16 protein-coding genes are annotated in these 16,770 nt (G+C 56.9%); 6 read left to right on the top strand and 10 right to left on the bottom strand.

All coding sequences use genetic code 11. The features are described from left to right. Positions 1-25: 25 nt before the first annotated feature. Genes ppdD through hofC form a run of 3 tightly spaced genes read left to right on the top strand, consistent with a single transcriptional unit; the run spans position 26 to position 3,048 of the window. On the top strand, positions 26-475 hold the full coding sequence (gene ppdD, locus B4M48_RS01755; protein WP_039382612.1) for a prepilin peptidase-dependent pilin: 450 nt from the start codon (positions 26-28) through the stop codon (positions 473-475). After that, entirely contained in the window at positions 468-1,856 is a 1,389-nt protein-coding gene (gene gspE, locus B4M48_RS01760; RefSeq protein ID WP_288655808.1) for a type II secretion system protein GspE, read from the top strand. The genes ppdD and gspE overlap by 8 nt, the downstream gene beginning before the upstream one ends. Then, positions 1,849-3,048 (top strand): protein transport protein HofC, encoded by a 1,200-nt coding sequence (gene hofC, locus B4M48_RS01765; protein WP_071669071.1) that lies wholly within the window; start codon positions 1,849-1,851, stop codon positions 3,046-3,048. Before gspE ends, hofC begins: the two co-directional genes overlap by 8 nt. Positions 3,049-3,077: 29 nt before the next feature. On the opposite strand, the gene B4M48_RS01770 is transcribed toward hofC, so the two are convergent. After that, positions 3,078-4,118 carry a GMP reductase gene (locus tag B4M48_RS01770; RefSeq protein ID WP_071669072.1) on the bottom strand — a complete coding sequence of 347 codons (1,041 nt, stop codon included), beginning with the start codon at positions 4,116-4,118 and terminating at the stop codon, positions 3,078-3,080. A 218-nt stretch (positions 4,119-4,336) separates the two neighbouring features. Between B4M48_RS01770 and coaE the strand changes: the two genes are divergently transcribed. From coaE to yacG, 3 genes are read left to right on the top strand one after another with little or no spacing between them, the layout of a single operon-like run. Then, entirely contained in the window at positions 4,337-4,945 is a 609-nt protein-coding gene (gene coaE / locus B4M48_RS01775) for a dephospho-CoA kinase (protein WP_039382604.1), read from the top strand. Between the two features lie 4 nt (positions 4,946-4,949). Continuing rightward, positions 4,950-5,693 carry a cell division protein ZapD gene (gene zapD / locus B4M48_RS01780; RefSeq protein ID WP_039382603.1) on the top strand — a complete coding sequence of 248 codons (744 nt, stop codon included), beginning with the start codon at positions 4,950-4,952 and terminating at the stop codon, positions 5,691-5,693. An 8-nt stretch (positions 5,694-5,701) separates the two neighbouring features. Continuing rightward, on the top strand, positions 5,702-5,899 hold the full coding sequence (gene yacG / locus B4M48_RS01785) for a DNA gyrase inhibitor YacG (protein ID WP_039382601.1): 198 nt from the start codon (positions 5,702-5,704) through the stop codon (positions 5,897-5,899). Between the two features lie 26 nt (positions 5,900-5,925). Here yacG and mutT read toward each other — a convergent pair whose 3' ends face one another. From mutT to murC, 9 genes are all read right to left on the bottom strand, one after another. After that, positions 5,926-6,321, bottom strand: coding sequence for an 8-oxo-dGTP diphosphatase MutT (gene mutT, locus B4M48_RS01790; protein WP_039382599.1), 396 nt, complete (start codon positions 6,319-6,321; stop codon positions 5,926-5,928). Between the two features lie 125 nt (positions 6,322-6,446). Continuing rightward, positions 6,447-9,152, bottom strand: coding sequence for a preprotein translocase subunit SecA (gene secA, locus B4M48_RS01795; RefSeq protein ID WP_071669073.1), 2,706 nt, complete (start codon positions 9,150-9,152; stop codon positions 6,447-6,449). Between the two features lie 71 nt (positions 9,153-9,223). Next, a complete protein-coding gene (gene secM / locus B4M48_RS01800; RefSeq protein ID WP_039382596.1) occupies positions 9,224-9,724 on the bottom strand; it encodes a secA translation cis-regulator SecM in 501 nt (166 codons plus the stop codon). Between the two features lie 267 nt (positions 9,725-9,991). Next, positions 9,992-10,909 carry a UDP-3-O-acyl-N-acetylglucosamine deacetylase gene (gene lpxC, locus B4M48_RS01805; RefSeq protein ID WP_039382593.1) on the bottom strand — a complete coding sequence of 306 codons (918 nt, stop codon included), beginning with the start codon at positions 10,907-10,909 and terminating at the stop codon, positions 9,992-9,994. Positions 10,910-11,009: 100 nt separating this feature from the next. Further along, complete coding sequence (ftsZ, locus tag B4M48_RS01810) at positions 11,010-12,164, bottom strand: cell division protein FtsZ (protein ID WP_039382590.1); 1,155 nt, start codon at positions 12,162-12,164, stop codon at positions 11,010-11,012. Positions 12,165-12,236: 72 nt separating this feature from the next. Continuing rightward, positions 12,237-13,493: a cell division protein FtsA gene (ftsA, locus tag B4M48_RS01815; RefSeq protein ID WP_039382588.1), complete on the bottom strand. Its 1,257-nt coding sequence runs from the start codon at positions 13,491-13,493 to the stop codon at positions 12,237-12,239. Then, a complete protein-coding gene (ftsQ, locus tag B4M48_RS01820; protein ID WP_283340887.1) occupies positions 13,493-14,335 on the bottom strand; it encodes a cell division protein FtsQ in 843 nt (280 codons plus the stop codon). Before ftsQ ends, ftsA begins: the two co-directional genes overlap by 1 nt. A gap of 1 nt (position 14,336) precedes the next feature. Beyond that, entirely contained in the window at positions 14,337-15,257 is a 921-nt protein-coding gene (locus B4M48_RS01825) for a D-alanine--D-alanine ligase (RefSeq protein WP_039382584.1), read from the bottom strand. After that, positions 15,250-16,725, bottom strand: a complete 1,476-nt coding sequence (gene murC / locus B4M48_RS01830; protein WP_039382582.1) for a UDP-N-acetylmuramate--L-alanine ligase — start codon at positions 16,723-16,725, stop codon at positions 15,250-15,252. Before murC ends, B4M48_RS01825 begins: the two co-directional genes overlap by 8 nt. Between the last annotated feature and the right edge of the window lie 45 nt (positions 16,726-16,770).

Here is a 16,770-nt window from a genome sequence, read left to right on the forward strand (position 1 = left end):
CGCTGCAGAACAAAGGAGCCCTGCTATGGAAAGACAACGCGGTTTTACCCTGATTGAACTGATGATCGTCATCGGCATCGTCGCTATTCTCAGCGCAATTGGCCTGCCTGCTTATCAAAATTACCTGCAGCGCGCAGCGCTGACTGACATGCTGCAAACCATGTTGCCCTATAAAACGGCGGTGGAACTCTGCGCCATTGAGCGCGGCGGTCCGGCACAGTGTCAGGCTGGTGAACACGGCATTCCGGCGGCCAGAGGCTCGCGCTATGTCGCCTCGCTCACCGTTACCGGTGGCGTGATTGCGCTTACCGGCCAGGAGAACCTCAGCGGGCTGAGCGTGGAGATGCAGCCCGTCTGGAACACGGCTGAAGGCATGCTTAACTGGCAGCGCAGCTGTACCAGCAGCAGCAGCAGCCTGCGCGATAACTGTCTGAACCAGTTCCGGTTTGCAGATAAGGATGAGACCAATGGCTGAGCATGATCCGACACTGCTGGCGCTGTGCGCCCGCTATCAGGCGCGGCTGCTGCAGCATGATGACACCCGGCTGCGCGTAGCCGTTACCGACTCTCCCCACCCGCAGCTGCTGGAGGCGCTGCAGTTCGCCTGCCAGCGTCAGGTAGAGATTGAGTGCTGGCCGGCTGCCCGCATGGAGCAGGCGCTGCACCCGTCACTATCCGATGAGCGGCTGCCTGAGCAGCGCAGCGCAGCCTCAGCAACCGAGGCGGTAAACCAGATTTTGCATCAGGCCGTACAGCGACGCGCTTCAGATGTGCATATTGAGCCTCAGTCGCAGGGATTGCGTATCCGGCTGCGCATCGACGGCGTGCTACATAATCTGCCGCGCTTGCCGGAGGTGCAGCCGGCAGCCGTGCTGGCGCGGCTGAAGGTGCTCGCCGGGCTTGATATTGCAGAGCGGCGTCTGCCGCAGGATGGGCAGTTTACCCAGGAGATAAACGGCAGCGATGCCGCCTTTCGCCTCGCCACGCTGCCGGTCAGCCACGGCGAAAAAGCCGTTGTACGCTTGCTGCAGGGTGAAAGCAGTGCGATTGCGCTGGATAAACTCGGTATGCCGCTGGCCCAGCTGCGTCTGCTGAAACAGGCTCTGGTTAAACCGCAGGGATTGATTCTGGTGACCGGCCCGACCGGCAGCGGCAAAACCTTTACGCTCTACAGCAGCCTCAGCGCACTGAACGTGCCGGAAAAAAATATCTGCAGCGTTGAAGACCCGATAGAGATCCCGCTGACCGGCATCAATCAGACTCAGGTGCGCCCCCGCAGCGGTCTCGACTTTAATCGCGTACTGCGTGCCCTGCTGCGTCAGGATCCGGATGTGATCATGGTCGGTGAAATCCGCGACAGTGAAACGGCCAGTATTGCGGTAAAAGCGGCACAAACCGGCCACCTGGTTCTCTCCACGCTGCATACAAACTCTACCGCTGAAACGCTGACGCGCCTCAGACAGATGGAGATCCCGGGCTATCTGCTGGGGCCAGCGCTGCAGCTGGTGATTGCACAGCGTCTGGTTCGTCGTCTCTGCCTGCACTGTCGCCAGCCAGCACAGGCTATCGCTCATCTGCCTGCCACGCTCTGGCCCGGCACCCTGCAGACCTGGCGAGCGCCGGGCTGTGACCACTGTTTTTCCGGCTACTATGGGCGCCTTGCGCTGTTTGAAATCCTGCCGGTTAACAGCAGGCTGCAGAACGCCATCTCTTCAGATATGCCGCTGGAACATGTGCTGACGCTCGCCAGCGAGCAGGGAATGAAAACCCTGCTCAGCGCCGGTCTTGAAGCGGTAAGCCGCGGGGAGACATCGTTTGAAGAGATGCAGCGCGTGGTAGGGCTGGACAATGGCTAAACTCTATCACTACCGCTGGCAGGCGCTGGACACCATGGGCGAGCTGCAGGCAGGAGAGTCGCTGCTGCGCGATCGGGCCGCGCTGCTGAATCAGCTCGCCGATCGCGGCATGCTGATCGTGAGCTGGCAACGCGGCCGCTGCTGGCGCAGACGCGACTGGAAATGGCAGCAAAAAATTGAGCTGATGCACCAGCTGGCTACGCTGCTAAAAGCGGGGTTACCGCTGGCTGAAAGCCTGATGCTGCTGGCACAGGGGCATCCGCATGCCGGCTGGCGCGTAGTGCTCGCGGGTCTGCAGCAGCAGGTGCTGGCCGGAGAGGCATTTTCGCAGGCGCTGCGCACGTGGCCCGATCTCTTTCCGCCCCTCTTTTCTGCGCTGATGCAGGTCGGCGAAACCACCGGACAGCTCGACAGCTGCTGCCTGCGGCTGGCGCAGCAGCAGGCAAAGCAGCGCCTGCTGCGCCAGAAGGTTGGCAAAGCGCTGCGCTATCCGCTCTTTATCCTGCTGGTGGCGCTGGCGGTCAGTGCCGGTATGCTATTGTTTGTGCTGCCGGAGTTTACTGCCGTCTATGCCAGCTTTGATGCACCACTGCCCGCCTTTACCGCAGGCGTTGTCGCGCTGTCAGAAGGCATGCGGCAGACCGCGCTGCCGCTGCTGCTGATCGCTGCCGGCTGTGCCATCGCAGCGCGCCAGATTGTACGCCGCTCCGCGCGCTGGCAGCGGTGCCTGCAGCATTTTATCCTGCGCCTGCCGCTGATCGCCCCGCTCTGGCGCGGTGCGCAGCTCAGCCAGATTTATGCCATTTTGCAGCTGACGCAGCAGGCAGGGCTTACGCTGCTGCACAGCCTGCAGACAGTGGAGATGACGCTGACGGCGCGTCTGTGGCGCGAAGCGATAGTACAGCTGCAGGCGCATATTGCTGCCGGTGCCCCGCTGCACCAGGCCCTGCAGCAGCATACGCTGTTTACGCCGCTCTGTGCCCAGCTGACAGGGGCCGGCGAAGAGGCTGGCGCGCTTGATATTATGCTGTCCCGGCTGGCAGAGTGGCATGAAACGGAAACCTCAAACCGGGCGGAGGCGCTGGCTGCTGCGCTTGAACCGGCGATGATGCTGGTGATCGGAGCGATCGTAGGCACGCTGGTTATCGCCATGTATCTGCCGGTATTTGGTCTGGGAGAGGTAATACGTTAACGGGCGCCTGCTGCGCCCGTCCGGAAGGTTTATCGGTTAAAAACGCGATTCTCCTGCTCTGCCACGCGAATAAACGTTGTACGCTTGGTCAGCTCTTTCAGACGTTCGGCGCCAACATAGGTACAGGCTGAACGCAGGCCGCCCAGAATATCTTTGACGGTCTCGGCAACCGGTCCGCGCAGCGGCAGCCGTACGGTCTTGCCCTCCGCCGCACGGTATTGCGCTACGCCGCCCACGTGGCGTTTCATCGCCGATTCAGAGCTCATGCCATAAAACAGCATAAACTGCTCGCCCTGCTCTTCCACAAGCGTGCCTTCACACTCATCGTGTGCCGCCAGCATACCGCCCAGCATGACGAAATCAGCGCCGCCACCAAACGCTTTGGCGATATCGCCCGGCACGGAACAGCCGCCGTCGCTGACAATCTGTCCGCCCAGACCGTGCGCGGCATCGGCGCACTCAATCACCGCCGACAGCTGCGGATAACCGACGCCGGTTTTGACACGCGTTGTGCAGACCGATCCCGGGCCGATCCCCACTTTGACAATATCCGCACCGGACAGGATCAGCTCTTCCACCATCTCTCCCGTCACGACGTTACCGGCGCAGATGGTCTTATCCGGAAAGCGTTCACGCGCACGCTGCAGAAACGCAACAAAGTGCTCTGAATAGCCGTTTGCCACGTCGATGCAGATAAACTGAAGCTCCGACGAGAGAGCAAGAATCGCATTCAGTTTGGTGAAATCCGCTTCTGACGTCCCGGTTGAAACCATGACGTACTTCAGCACGGAAGCGGGCACGCGCTGGATAAACGCCTGCCATGCATCAATACTATAGTGTTTATGAACTGCAGTAAGCACCTCAAAACCAGCCAGCGCTTCTGCCATGGTGAACGTGCCAACGGTATCCATATTTGCCGCGATAACCGGCACCCCGCACCACTTCAGAGCGGAGTGCTTAAAGGTAAAGGTACGTGCCAGTTCAACATCAGAACGGCTTTTGAGCGTTGAGCGTTTCGGGCGGATTAACACATCTTTAAAGCCCAGTTTGATATCTTCTTCAATACGCATAGCAGAGGGTCCTGGTTAGTGAAAACGAACCGCAGTTCGGGTAGCGCTCACGGCTCCAGTGTCGTTATCATACGCGCCATAACGGCGGTGGCAAGGGTGCGAATTTCACTTTACTTACGCTACAATCCGGTAAATTTAGCCGATCGCTAAGTATGTGATCGTCTTCTCACTTTTGTGACACTGCCGCCCTCTGATGCGCTGCATACCGGGAGAAAAATATGCTGTTTACCGTTGCGCTTACCGGCGGCATTGGTAGTGGTAAAAGCACCGTCGCTAACGCCTTTGCCGCTCTGGGCGTGGAGATCATTGATGCTGATGTGATCGCCCGCGAGGTGGTAGAGCCGGGCACGCCAGCGCTACAGGCGATTGTAAAACGCCATGGCGAATCCATTCTGACGGCAGAAGGCACGCTCTATCGCGCTCGTCTGCGGGAGATTATTTTCCAGCAGCCGCAGGAGAAAAACTGGCTTAATCAGCTGCTGCATCCGCTGATTAATGCCCGTACTCAACAGCTCAGGGCGCAGGCGTCATCCTCTTATGTTCTATGGGTGGTTCCCCTGCTGATTGAAAACAACCTGCAGCGCCAGGCCGATCGCGTGCTGGTGGTCGATGTAGATGAAGCGGTTCAGCTGCAGCGTACGCGTCAGCGCGACGGCGTGTCGCTGAGCCAGGCACAACGTATTCTTGCTGCGCAGGTGAGCCGCGAACAGCGCCTCGCCTGCGCCGATGATATTATTGATAATAGCGGCACACCCGAACAGGTGCTGCCGCGGGTTGCTGAACTTCACCAGCGTTATTTGCGCCTGGCAGCAACCGGACGGGATTAAGATAATGAGTACAGTTGTTCTGTTTGAGCATCCGCTGAATGAGAAGATGCGCACCTGGCTGCGCGTCGAGTTTTTACTCAATCAGCTGCATGAAACGGTACCGGTGAATCATTCCGTTGCCGCACTGGGCGTGTTTCGCATTCTTGCCGACCTGCTGGATATTTTTGAGCGCGGCGATATGCGGACCGAGCTGCTTAAAGAGCTGGAGCGTCAGCAGCAGAAACTGCGCGCCTGGCTGGATGTGCCCGGTGTTGATGAGCAGACGGTAAGCCAGCTCAGCAACCGCCTTAAACAGCTCTCCGCTGAGCTGCTGAGCGCACCGCGTATGGGCCAGCATCTGCGTGACGATCGGCTGATATCGCTGGTACGTCAGCGTCTCAGCATTCCCGGCGGCTGCTGCAGTTTTGATTTACCTGGCCTGCACATCTGGCTGCACCAGGAGCAGACGCTGCGCGATACGCAGGTAGCTGGCTGGCTGGCATCGCTTGAGCCGCTGCGTAACAGCCTGATGATGATCCTCGATCTTATCCGCCAGTCTGGCGTATTTCGTCATCAGACCAGCCTGAATGGATTTTATCAGGACAATGCTGAAGGAGCAGACCTGCTGCGGCTGCGGCTGACGCTGGAAGATGCGCTCTATCCGCAGATTTCAGGTCATAAAAGCCGTTACGCTATTCGTTTTTTGCCGCTGGATAGCGAACAGGGCGCGGTGCCTGCCCGCCTGAATTTTGAACTGGCCTGCTGTTAGAGGATATTATGCCGGAAGAGATGATTACCGTACCCTGCCCGAACTGCGGCAGAGATGTGATGTGGGATGAACTGAGCCCGTGGCGTCCGTTCTGCAGCAAACGCTGTCAGCTGATTGATCTTGGCGAATGGGCCGCAGAGGAAAAACGCATTCCCAGCAGTGGCGACCAGACCGACAGCGATGAGTGGAGTGAAGAGCAGCAATAAAACAGCAGGGGCATCGCGCCCCTGTTTCAGAGTTCGTCCGCCACCAGACGGGCAATCAGCGCATGGTTTGCAGCCGGAAACTCCTCTGCAATAAGATCGCGCTGCGCTACCCAGCGCTGCGGCTGCCCCTCGCGTCCCCATGGCTCACCCTGCCACGCTTCCACCAGAAAGAAATGCAGCGTGACGCGCAGGTCATCATAGGCGTGGTCAGCCTGGCCGATTGCGGTCGCACGGGTCACCTCAATACCGGTTTCCTCCATAAGCTCACGCTTCAGCGCCTGCTCCGCACTTTCATTCTGTTCAATTTTTCCGCCGGGGAACTCCCATTTGTTTGCCATATAAGAGCTGGCTGCGCGCTGCGCAAGGAAAATCTGGCGGCTGGCATTACGGATAATGCCGACTGCGACCTGCAGGTGCTTCATAGAGTTGATCCCGCTTTATTATCAAAGTGCGCAAAGTGTAAAACAGCGCGGCGCGGATGTTAATAACCCGTCCTGAACGGCGTCATAACCGTAAAAAAAAGGAGCCCGCAGGCTCCTTTTCAGGGTCAGGCCAGACGGCCGTGACACTGCTTATACTTTTTGCCCGAGCCACACGGGCAGGGATCGTTACGCCCGGTTTTACGTTCACCACCCTGGGCGGCAAGCGCCTCGGCGGCGGCGGTTTCATCATCCACGTGACTCAGCTGCTGCTGCTGTGCCAGACGTTCAGCTTCTTCGCGACGCTGCTGCTCCATCGCTTCAACTTCTTCCGGCATCCGCACCTGAACCTTGCTCAGCGTGCTGATCACTTCATACTTCAGTGACTCCAGCATTGCCGCAAACATGGCAAAGGATTCGCGCTTATATTCCTGCTTGGGATCTTTCTGGGCATAGCCGCGCAGATGGATCCCCTGACGCAGATAGTCCATCGCCGCCAGATGCTCTTTCCACAGTGAATCCAGCGTCTGCAGCATCACGCCTTTTTCGAAGTTGCGCATCATTTCGGTGCCGACAACCTCTTCTTTCGCCGCATAGCTTTCGCGCGCGCGGGTCATGATCCGTTCACGCAGCGTCTCTTCATGCAGATCCGGCTCTTTATCCAGCCACTCAGCAACCGGCAGATCGAGATCAAAATCGGTGCGCAGACGCTCTTCCAGGCCCGGCACGTCCCACATCTCTTCCAGCGACTGCGGCGGAATATAGGTGTCGATCGTCGCCTTAAACACATCCTCACGAATGCTGTTGATGGTGTCAGACACATCAGAGACATCCAGCAGTTCATTACGCTGGCTGTAGATAGCACGACGCTGGTCGTTTGCGACGTCATCATACTCCAGCAGCTGCTTACGAATATCGAAGTTGCGGCTCTCAACCTTGCGCTGCGCGTTTGCGATCGCTTTGGTCACCCACGGATGCTCAATCGCCTCACCTGGCTTCATGCCGAGTTTGCGCATCATGTTCGAAACGCGATCGGAGGCGAAGATACGCATCAGTGCATCTTCCATAGAGAGGTAGAAGCGAGAAGAGCCGGCATCGCCCTGACGACCGGCACGGCCGCGCAACTGGTTATCGATACGACGTGATTCATGACGCTCAGTACCGATGATATGCAGACCGCCTGAGGCCAGTACGGCATCGTGACGCAGTTTCCACGCCTCTTTAATCGCCTGCACCTGCTCTTCAGACGGCGCTTCCAGCGCGGCCACTTCAGCCTGCCAGCTGCCACCCAGCACGATGTCGGTACCACGACCCGCCATGTTGGTCGCGATAGTCACCGCTCCCGGCTGGCCTGCCTGCGCCACAATATCGGCTTCGCTGGCGTGGAATTTGGCGTTCAGCACGCTGTGTTTAATACCGGCGCGCGTCAGTTCATTAGAGACCACTTCTGATTTCTCAATCGAAATAGTCCCCACCAGCACCGGCTGGCCTTTTGCCGTACAGGTACGAATATCTTCAATGATGGCATCGATCTTCTCTTTCTCGGTCATGTAGACCAGATCGGCCATGTCTTTACGCACCATCGGACGGTTAGTTGGCACCACGATAGTGTCGAGCTTGTAAATCGAGCTGAATTCAAACGCTTCGGTGTCCGCCGTACCGGTCATACCGGCCAGCTTCTCATACAGACGGAAGTAGTTCTGGAAGGTGATGGACGCCAGCGTCTGGTTCTCATTCTGGATATCCGCTCCCTCTTTGGCTTCAATAGCCTGATGCAGACCATCAGACCAGCGGCGCCCCTGCATGGTACGGCCGGTGTGCTCATCAACAATGATGACCTCACCCTCTTTAACGATATAGTCGACGTCCCGCGTGAAGAGCGCGTGCGCCCGCAGCGCAGCGGTGACGTGATGCATCAGCATAATATTGGTTGGCGAGTAGAGCGACTCGCCCTCTTCCATAATGCCCTGGCTGACCAGCAGCTCTTCAACCTTGACCAGGCCGCGTTCAGTCATGTGCGCCTGACGCGCTTTCTCATCGACCCAGAAGTCGCCTTCTCCCTGGAAGTTGTCAGAATCTTCTTTTTCCTGACGAACCAGGTGCGGGATGATTTTATTAACTTTGATATAGAGATCGGAGCTATCTTCCGCCGGACCAGAGATGATCAGCGGCGTACGCGCCTCATCAATCAGAATGGAGTCGACTTCATCCACCAGCGCATAGTGCAGCTTACGCTGAACGCGCTCTTCCGGGCTGAATGCCATGTTGTCGCGCAGGTAGTCAAAGCCATATTCGTTATTGGTGCCGTAGGTGATATCAGCCGCGTAAGCTTCACGCTTGGCAACCGCAGGCATGCCTGGCAGGTTGATACCGATACTCAGGCCCAGAAACTCAAACAGCGCGCGGTTGTTCTCTGCATCACGTTGTGCCAGATAGTCGTTGACGGTAACTACGTGCACGCCTTTGCCGCTCAGCGCGTTCAGGTAAGCGGGCAGCGTGGCGGTCAGCGTTTTACCTTCACCGGTACGCATCTCCGCAATGCACCGCTCATTCAGCACCATACCGCCAATCAGCTGCACATCGAAGTGGCGCATGCCAAATACGCGCTTACTCGCTTCGCGTACGGTGGCGAACGCTTCCGGGATCAGGCTCTCCAGCGCTTCGCCCTTTTCCAGACGCGCGCGGAATTCATTGGTTTTTGCTTTCAGTTCATCATCTGACAGTTTGACGAACTCAGGTTCCATCTTATTGATGACATCTACAGCTTTGCGCATGCGGCGCAGCGTACGATCGTTGCTGCTGCCAAACACTTTCGTTAACAGTTTGATTAACATGTTCAATTTTTCTCTTATCAGCCGGGATATCGCGGCCGGTTAACTCTTAAAAAGGGGAAAAGGGGGCGTAATCAGGCAACGAAAGGTCCGGCGCGGATACCATCGCTGGTAGCCTGCCAGTCAGCAACGGCATGAGCTATCGGAGAGTGATAGCAGGCGTACGGCAGTGTCAGATGCGCGGGCTGCGGCTGCACAGGCGATGTCAGCAGCGCCTGCAGCGAATCAATCAGCGCCAGCTTCTGTACGGCAAGCGGCAGCGCGATTTCAGCTTCAGCTTCGGTGGCCGGTGACAGACTGAATGAGAGGTGGCGGATCACCGTGCGGATAGCGTGCTGATGCCAGTAATCGACATTAGCGCCAGGCCGGCGGGCGCTCTCCTGCAGCCGGATCAGGTGATCAAAGTGAACCACATTGCCGGTGAACAGGCTGCTGACCGGGGAGTCGCTGGCGGAAGGCTCGGCGTTTTGCGCGCAGGCAGGCAGGCCCAGACTGGCCGCCACCATCCCCAGCAGGAGATGTGGCCAGAAATAGCGCCTGCCTAATTGTCGCCAGCGTGAAAAGAGTCCGATCACAATCCGTCCGCAACGTTAATAACACATCCATGCGGCTGACATGCTGTCAGCCCGCTTATATGAGCGCCAGATAATAGCACTTATGTACGGCTTCCACAGCAGAGATCGGGCGGCTTACGGCGGATTTCACGCTTTTCGTACAGCATTTCACCAGACAGGCGGGCATTTTGCGGGCGGGCTTCCACGCCATCAGAGAGGCGAAAAAAAACGGCGGATACCGCTGACCGGAGAGAGTGTCAGGGTATCCGCCGTTCTTATGACCGGCTGTTAAGCCAGGACTAAATTAGGTGCTTTAAACGCCAGCGGCAGCTCAGCTTCATCTTCGAAGGTGGCCCACTCCCAGGCTTCCTGTTTCGCCAGGACAGCCTGCAGCAGCTTGTTGTTTAACGCATGGCCTGATTTAAACGCCGAAAAGGCACCAATCACGTTGTGACCACACATAAACAGATCGCCGATAGCATCCAGCATTTTGTGTCGTACAAACTCATCTTCAAAGCGCAGGCCATCTTCATTCAGCACGCGGAAATCATCAAGGCCAATCGCACAATCTAAACTACCGCCCAGGCACAGGCCTTTAGACTGCAGATATTCAATTTCACGCATAAAGCCAAAGGTGCGCGCACGGCTGATCTGGCGGACAAATGCCTCAGCCGAGAAGTTGAGCTGGTAACGCTGCGAGCTTGAATCGATAGCCGGATGTTTGAAATCGATAGTGAAATCGAGCGAGAAACCGTTATACGGTTTGATCTCAGCCCACTTATCACCATCTTCTACCCGTACCGCCTGCTTAACGCGTACAAATTTTTTCGCGCTGTTAAGCTCTTCCACACCTGCATCCATCAGCAGGTAGACGAAAGGTGCTGCGCTGCCATCCATAATTGGAATTTCTGGTGCATCGACTTCCACAATAATGTTATCGATACCCAGACCCGCCAGCGCGGCGTTCAGGTGTTCTACCGTTGAAATACGTACGCCTTCATCGTTCACCAGGCAGGTACTCAGCATGGTGTCGCGCACGTATTTTGCATCAGCCGGGAAATCAACCGGTGGATTCAAGTCGGTGCGACGATAGATGACCCCGGTGTTAGCCGACGCAGGGCGTAAAGTCAGCGTGACTTTTTTGCCGGTATGTAAACCGACGCCAGTCGCCTGAACAATACGTTTTAGTGTCCTTTGTTTGATCATCGCATTATCTCGCAATATTACCATCCGACCGCCAGTATAAATTACCGGCGGGCGAAGACTTTAGCACAAAGAGCGGGAAATCCCAATTATCAGCTTATTCTTAATCTGCCTGTTTACGCAGGAACGCTGGAATATCGAGATAGTCAGGCTCTTTACCGGAAGCGGCCGGCTGTTCGTTAACAACTTTCGCCGCAGGTTTCTGCTCCTGCGGCAGCGGCGCCATGCCGTGCTGCTGATAGCGGTGATCCATAACCGGTTGCGAAGCAGGTTTATTGGTCACCAGAGTGATTTCCGGACGCTTATCCATACCGATGCCGGTGGCCACGACGGTGACACGCAGCTCATCATTCATCTCTGGATCCAGTGAGGTACCGATAACCACGGTCGCATTGTCAGAAGCGAATGCGCGGATAGTATTACCGACGGTTTCAAACTCATCCAGACGCAGATCGAAGCCGGCAGTGATGTTGACCAGCACGCCACGTGCGCCAGAGAGGTCGATATCTTCCAGCAGCGGACTGGAAATTGCCATTTCAGCAGCTTCTTCAGCACGATCTTCACCGCACGCCACGCCAGAGCCCATCATGGCATAACCCATTTCTGACATCACGGTACGCACGTCTGCAAAGTCGACGTTCATCAGACCCGGACGGGTAATCAGTTCAGCAATACCCTGAACCGCACCTTTCAGTACATCGTTTGCTGCGCCAAAAGCGTCCAGCAGCGAGATACCGCGGCCCAGCACTTTGAGCAGTTTGTCATTCGGGATGGTGATCAGGGAGTCAACGTGCTTGGAGAGCTCAGCAATACCCTGCTCAGCAAACGCCATACGTTTTTTGCCTTCAAAGTTGAACGGCTTGGTCACGACAGCAACGGTCAGAATCCCGAGATCTTTAGCCACTTCAGCGACAACAGGCGCAGCACCGGTACCGGTACCGCCGCCCATACCGGCTGCGATAAACACCATGTCTGCCCCATCCAGCGCAGAACGCAGTGCTTCGCGATCTTCTTCCGCTGAGGTACGACCGACTTCCGGGTTAGCCCCTGCGCCAAGACCTTTGGTGATATTGGTCCCGATCTGGATCGTCTGGCCGACCGCTGTTTTACGTAACGCCTGAGCGTCCGTGTTTACAGCAAAGAATTCCACACCTTCGATACGCTCGCGCACCATGTGCTCTACGGCGTTGCCACCGCCACCGCCGACGCCGATGACTTTAATCACCGCGTCATTGGTTAATTCCATAGGTTCAAACATGATTTCTCTCCGTTATGTGCCTGTTCGCCTGGAGATCATAAACATTGCCAGCATGATCTCCTTTTATCAAAATTAAAACTCTTTCTTCAGCCAGCTGTTGATTCGTTTAAACCAATTGCCAACTGAAGCACGTTTTTCTGTTTCTGCGTCACCGTTCAGGTGTGACTCTTTACCATAGTGCAGCAGGCCCACCGCCGTGGAGTAGTAAGACTCCTGAGCGTAGTCGGTCAGGCCCGTAATATTCAGCGGCTGGCCGATACGCACCTGCGTATGAAACACGCGTTGTGCGCAGGCTGCCAGACCTTCAATTTGCGCCGCGCCACCGGTTAATACAATACCGGCAGCAAGATGATGCTTCACACCCTGCTGGCGCAGCTGCTCCTGCAGTTGCAGAATCTCGTCGTTCACCAGATTCAGCAGCTCGGTGTAGCGCGGCTCAATGACTTCAGCCAGCGTCTGACGCTGCAGACTGCGCGGCGGACGTCCGCCTACGCTTGGCACTTCTACATTCTCATCTTTGCCGACAATCGATCCCAGCGCGCAGCCGTGGCGTACTTTGATCGCCTCAGCGTCAGTAGGCGGTGTACCAAATGCATAGGCGATATCGCTGGTCACAACGTTCCCGGCATAGGGGATCACCTTGGTATGACGCAGCGCGCCGCCGGTATACACCGCGATATCCATTGTACCGCCACCGATGTCGACAACACAGACGCCCAGCTCACGTTCATCTTCTGTCAGGACAGAAAAGCTGGAAGCCAGTCCGGCAAAAATCAATTGGTCAACTTTAAGTCCGCAACGTTCAACTGCTTTTACGATATTTTTCGCCATATCGTTGTGACAGGTGATTAAATGTACTTTGGCCTGCATACGGACGCCGGATAAGCCCACCGGATTCTTGATGCCTTCCTGGTAGTCAATGGCATACTCCTGCGGAATGACATGCAGAATGCGATGCTCATCACGTACGCGCACTGATTTAGCCGTATGGACAACGTTTTCCACATCATCCTGAGTCACTTCCTCTTCGGAAATCGGAACCATCCCGATTTCGTTCTGACAGCTGATGTGTTTGCCCGATAAAGCAAGGTAGACCGACGAAATCTGGCAATCCGCCATCAGTTCCGCCTGATCGATGGCGCGCTGTACGCACTTCACCACCGATTCCAGATCGTTTACCCCGCCTTTGTCCATACCCCGCGACGGGCAGCTGCCCACCCCGATAATATTGACCATACCATCAGGCAGAATTTCTCCAACCAGGGCGGCAACCTTCGCGGTGCCAATTTCAAGTCCTACTACCAGTTTTCTGTCCGTTGCCTTGATCATTATGGTTTAGCCTGTGCCTGTGCCTGGTTCTGTTGCTGATTACTGTCCTGTGGCTCAATCGGTGCCGGAACCCAGCCTACTGCGGCGCCAGAGTCATAGCGTAGATCAACATAATCAACACGCTTGCTTTCATTCTGGCCCTGCAGCTGCAGCTCCGGATAGAGCTCAATAAAACGGTTCAGACGCTTCATGGTATCGCTCCGTCCCAGTTCGATGCGGATATCGTCCCCGGTGACCAGCTGCCATGAGCGACGCGCCGTCATCGACGCAACCTTCAGGGTAAACTTGCTGGCCTGGAGCACATCCCGCAGGGAGTGATAACCCGCCAGCACCTCTTTTTCACTGCCTTCCGGTCCATAGAGCATCGGCAGATTCTCTTTGCCGACATGACTGGCCGGAACGCTGAAGGAGACGCCATCGGCATCTACCATGTGCGAGTCGTTCCAGCGTGCAACCGGAACATACTCCACCAGATTTATCTTCAGCTCATCAGGCCACTGCTTGCGCACGCTGACCTGTTTAATCCAGGGTAATCGTTCAATCTGTTGCTGAATGATATCCACATTCTGCGACATAAAGGTCCCCGGGGCGCCCAGTGACAGAATCGCCTGGCGAATATCATCATGCGTGGTGTAGTGGGTTTGCCCCGTTACGACCAGCTTTGATAGCGGCAGACGTGAAGCGTCATTCATCCACTTCAGGACCACCAGGCCACCGGCTATCATGGTGCCCAGCACCAGCAGCAGAAACACAATGCCAAACAGCCGTGCGCCGTTGCTGCGCCCGGTGCGGGCTCGCTCCTGAGGTTCGCGGTTGCGTACGCGTAGCGCTGCCTGAGACATATCAGTCAGCCAGCGCCAGGATACGCGTTACCAGCTGCGGAAAGCTGTAACCCGCCTGCCGTGCCGCCATCGGAACCAGACTATGGCTGGTCATGCCCGGCGACGTATTGACCTCCAGCAGCTGAAAACGGCCTTCGCTATCGGTCATGACATCCACGCGTCCCCAGCCACTGCAGCCCAGCGACTGCCAGGCAGCCAGCACCAGCTTTTGCAGTTCAGCTTCTTTTTCTGCACTCAGACCGCTGGGACAGAAGTACTGAGTATCGTCAGAAATGTATTTTGCTTCATAGTCATAGAAAGCGCTGGCTGTTTTAATTTTAATGGATGGCAGGATTTCTTCCCCGACAATTGCCACGGTATACTCATCACCGCTTAAAAAAGCTTCAATCAGTACATCGTTGTCGTGGCGAAACGCTTCATCCAGTGCCGCTGGCAGATCGTCAGCGCGCTCAACCCGGCTGATGCCTACGCTGGAGCCTTCACAGCTCGGCTTAACAAACAGCGGTAAACTCAGCGCGTCAATAGCGGTAGCGGTCTGCGCATCGATTCCCTGCTGATACTGCTCCCGGGTCAGCCAGATAAACTTGCCTGACGGCAGTCCCCTGCCCTGCCACAGTAGCTTGCTGCGCAATTTATCCATGGTGATAGCAGAGGCCATCACGCCGCTGCCCGTGTAGGGTAGCTGCATAAAGTCCAGCACGCCCTGCAGCGTACCATCCTCACCACCGCGCCCGTGCAGCGCAATAAAGACTTTGTTAAACCCCTGCTCTTTGAGCGTCAGCACCGATACATCACGAGTATCCACACCGTGCGCATCAACGCCCATTTCCTGCAGGCCAGCCAGCACTGCGCTGCCTGAATTCAGTGACACCTCGCGCTCTGCTGAGGTGCCGCCCATTAATACGGCGACTTTATCAGCCATGACGCGCCTCCTGGTTCGGTGCAGCCTGCAGCTGGCTTTCAGCCAGCCGGCGCGCGATTTTGCCGATGTTGCCTGCGCCCTGCACAATCACTAAATCGTCACCTGACAGCAGGGGAGCCAGCGCATCCGGCAGGGCGTCATGCTCAGTCACCAGAATCGGATCGACTTTGCCGCGACTGCGAATTGCCCGGCAGAGCGAACGGCTGTCGGCACCTGGAATCGGTGCCTCTCCGGCCGGATAGACCTCCAGCATCAGCAGTACATCCACCTGGGAGAGCACGCTGGCGAAATCGTCAAACAGATCGCGGGTGCGGGTATAGCGATGCGGCTGGAACACCATCATCAGCTTTTTATCCGGCCAGCCGGCGCGCGCTGCCTTGATCGTGACATCCACTTCGGTCGGATGATGACCATAGTCGTCAACCAGCATCGCGCTGCCCGGCTTGCCGTTTACGGCAGCAGTATCAAACTCACCCAGCACGTCAAAGCGGCGACCAGTGCCCTGGAAACTCTCCAGCGCCGCGAGAATGGCCGCATCCTCAATGCCTTCCTCACTGGCGACCGCTACGGCTGCCGCCGCGTTAAGGGCGTTATGGCGGCCTGGTGCATTCAGAGTAACCTGCAGCAGCGGTTTATCATGCCGGCGCAGGGTAAAATGCCCCTGCGCACCGCGCTGCTCATAGTTCTCTACCCGTACGTCCGCATCGTCGCTAAAGCCGTAGGTGGTAATCTGGCGACCCACGCGCGGGATCAGGTCGCGGATCACGACATCATCCACACAGAGCACCGCGCGACCGTAGAACGGCAGATTGTGCAGGAAATTGATAAAGGTCTGTTTCAGGTTCTCAAAATCGCCCTGATAGGTATCCATGTGATCCGCTTCGATGTTGGTCACAATGGCGACCATCGGCTGCAGATGCAGGAAAGAGGCGTCGCTCTCATCCGCCTCAGCAATCAGGTAGCGGCTGGTACCCAGCCGCGCATGCGTGCCTGCTGCTTTTACCAGGCCGCCGTTCACAAAGGTCGGATCCAGGCCACCTTCCGCGTAGATACTGGTGACCATGGCGGTGGTGGTGGTTTTACCGTGCGTACCGGCAATGGCGATGCCGTGGCGGAAACGCATCAGCTCGGCCAGCATCTCTGCGCGGCGGATCACCGGAATACGCTGCTCGCGCGCCGCCACCAGCTCGGGATTATCCTGCGCCACCGCGGTTGACACCACGACCACGCTCGCGTCGGTGACGTTCTCCGGACGATGGTTAAAATAGATAGTCGCCCCCAGCGAAGCAAGATGCTGGGTCACCGCGTTGGGCGCCAGATCGGATCCGCTGATGTGATATCCTTCATTCGCCAACACTTCGGCAATACCGCCCATGCCGGCACCGCCGATGCCAACAAAGTGGATGTGCCGGACGCGTCGCATCTCGGGCACAATTGAACGCAGTTTTGCCAGTTGTTGTGTATTCATCGCTCTCTGTTACCTGTTTTCCTGTTCGCACCCGCATACGGATGC

Origin of the sequence: Pantoea sp. UBA6567, assembly GCF_002434165.1 — a bacterium.
GTDB lineage: Bacteria > Pseudomonadota > Gammaproteobacteria > Enterobacterales > Enterobacteriaceae > Pantoea > Pantoea eucrina.